Source organism: Aquabacterium sp., from assembly GCF_049274795.1.
Classification (GTDB): domain Bacteria; phylum Pseudomonadota; class Gammaproteobacteria; order Burkholderiales; family Burkholderiaceae_C; genus Aquabacterium.
The window spans coordinates 1-1,674 of the sequence record NZ_JBASTH010000016.1 but is presented as its reverse complement, the minus strand read 5'-3'; the positions used below and the strand labels follow the sequence as shown (position 1 = coordinate 1,674).

The 1,674-nt window shown below is 64.9% G+C and carries 2 protein-coding genes; both read right to left on the bottom strand.

Translation table 11 applies throughout. The features are described from left to right. Window positions 1-40: 40 nt before the first annotated feature. On the bottom strand, window positions 41-403 hold the full coding sequence (locus tag WAQ08_RS02155) for a hypothetical protein (protein ID WP_422188995.1): 363 nt from the start codon (window positions 401-403) through the stop codon (window positions 41-43). After that, a partial coding sequence (gene traD / locus WAQ08_RS02150; RefSeq protein WP_422188994.1) for a conjugative transfer system coupling protein TraD occupies window positions 400-1,674 on the bottom strand: 1,275 nt, incomplete at its 5' end. The genes traD and WAQ08_RS02155, both read right to left, overlap by 4 nt.

Sequence of the window (1,674 nt, the reverse complement as noted above, 5' to 3'; positions counted from 1 at the left end):
CGACGGCAGCAAAAGCGAAAACGGCCAGCCACGGTAGCCATTAGACCAGGGTGGAGAGTCGATAGCTGGCGAGCAGGAGTAGCGCGTCGACGGCGCGGAAGTAGGTGTTGTTGAAGAGGCGCTGGTTGACCGAGGACATCTCCCGGGACACGGCGCCGTTCACGCCGGCTGGCGAAGGCGCATCCTTCGCGGCAGGAATTGGCGTGACCTGGGTGGTCGAATCTTGCATGCGCATCGCCCGATCCAGCATGCGGGTGGCGGGCTCGGCGCCCCAGTAGGCGGTGGCCGCCTCATGCTCGGCGCGTAACTGCTCGAGGAAGCGCTCCGGAGGATGGACCGACGGCACGTACAGCACCAGTACCAGCAGGACGAGCAACGACAACACGGCGACGGCGCGGATCATGCGGTCGCCTTTCCCAGGGCGTGGCGCGCATCTGCCTCGGGATCGAGGATCGGAAAACGCCCCTTGATGATCCGGCCGCCCGACACTGACGCAAAGTACTGAAGATTGGGCAACTTGCCCAGCACCTCGGCCGGCACCATCTCCTCAAAGCTCTCCGTGAGTTGTGCGGAATAGCTCGACGAAAAGTCGCCCAGGTGGGCATCCGAACCGTGGCTCAGGCCCACCCGCACCGTATGAATTGCCGTCTTGCCGAAGGTCTCGACCACGAAGTCCTGGGTCGGCCGATCCTTCGTGCGCAGGGCGAAGAGGTTGTTGAGGTTGCCCAGCGCCATGCGGGCAGCATCCTCCGAGCCCAGGCGGTTGGCCAAGTCGGCCAGCGTCTGCATCGCGCAGATCGAGTGGATGCCGCCTTCGGCACCCTTGTTGAGGATCTCGATCAGGGGCTTGTTGATGACGTTGGAGACCTCGTCGACCACCAGCGTGATGCGGCCCTGGATGTCCAGGTTGTAGCGCATGCCCGCCCGCGCGGCCATGTCCGCCAGGGCCAGGGCGCCGATGGCGGACGCCACGGACGGATCGGGCAGCGAATCCAGGCACATGTACAGCACATGGCGGCCGCGCTCGATCTTCTCGAAGTTCATGATCGGCCGCGTGTCATCGAGGTCGAAGGGATCAGGGGACAGGCTCTTTCCGAGGTCGCCCGAGGTGAGCATGGACAGGATGGGCAGCAGGCTGGCCGTGATCTTCTGGTAGTGCTCGCGGTTGTGGCGGAACACGCGGATCTGGTCGTCGATCACACGCTCGTGCTGGTTCTGCGGGACCTGCTGCTCGTAGTAGGTGACGTAGGCGATCAGTTGCGTGCTGGTGACCTCGGAGGGCCGTCGGATCTGCCCGCGGCTCGCCTCCTGCAGCAGCTTTCGCATCTCGACCGAGTCGCGCCAGCCCCGCGGCAGGATCCGATCGAAGAAGTGCGTGAGGGAGGCCTCCAGCACGGGCTCCACGCCGCCGGCGACGTACTTGATGAGCTTGACCAGGTTGGGCCGGTCTTCCAGGCTGACCAACCCCTGAACCACGACGTTGACGGCGTCCCACCCAAAGGCGCTGAAGGTCCCGTCCTTGTCGGCCGGCATGATCGATTGAAGGCGGCTAGCGATCTCGGTGGGCTTCTGCCAGTTGAAGGTGAAGTCGAGGCGGACACCGACTTCCGGGAAGGCCGGGTGGAACTCCAGGAAGGTGTCGGGCTGGCGGTAGTCCTCGCACGCGCGCTGGAC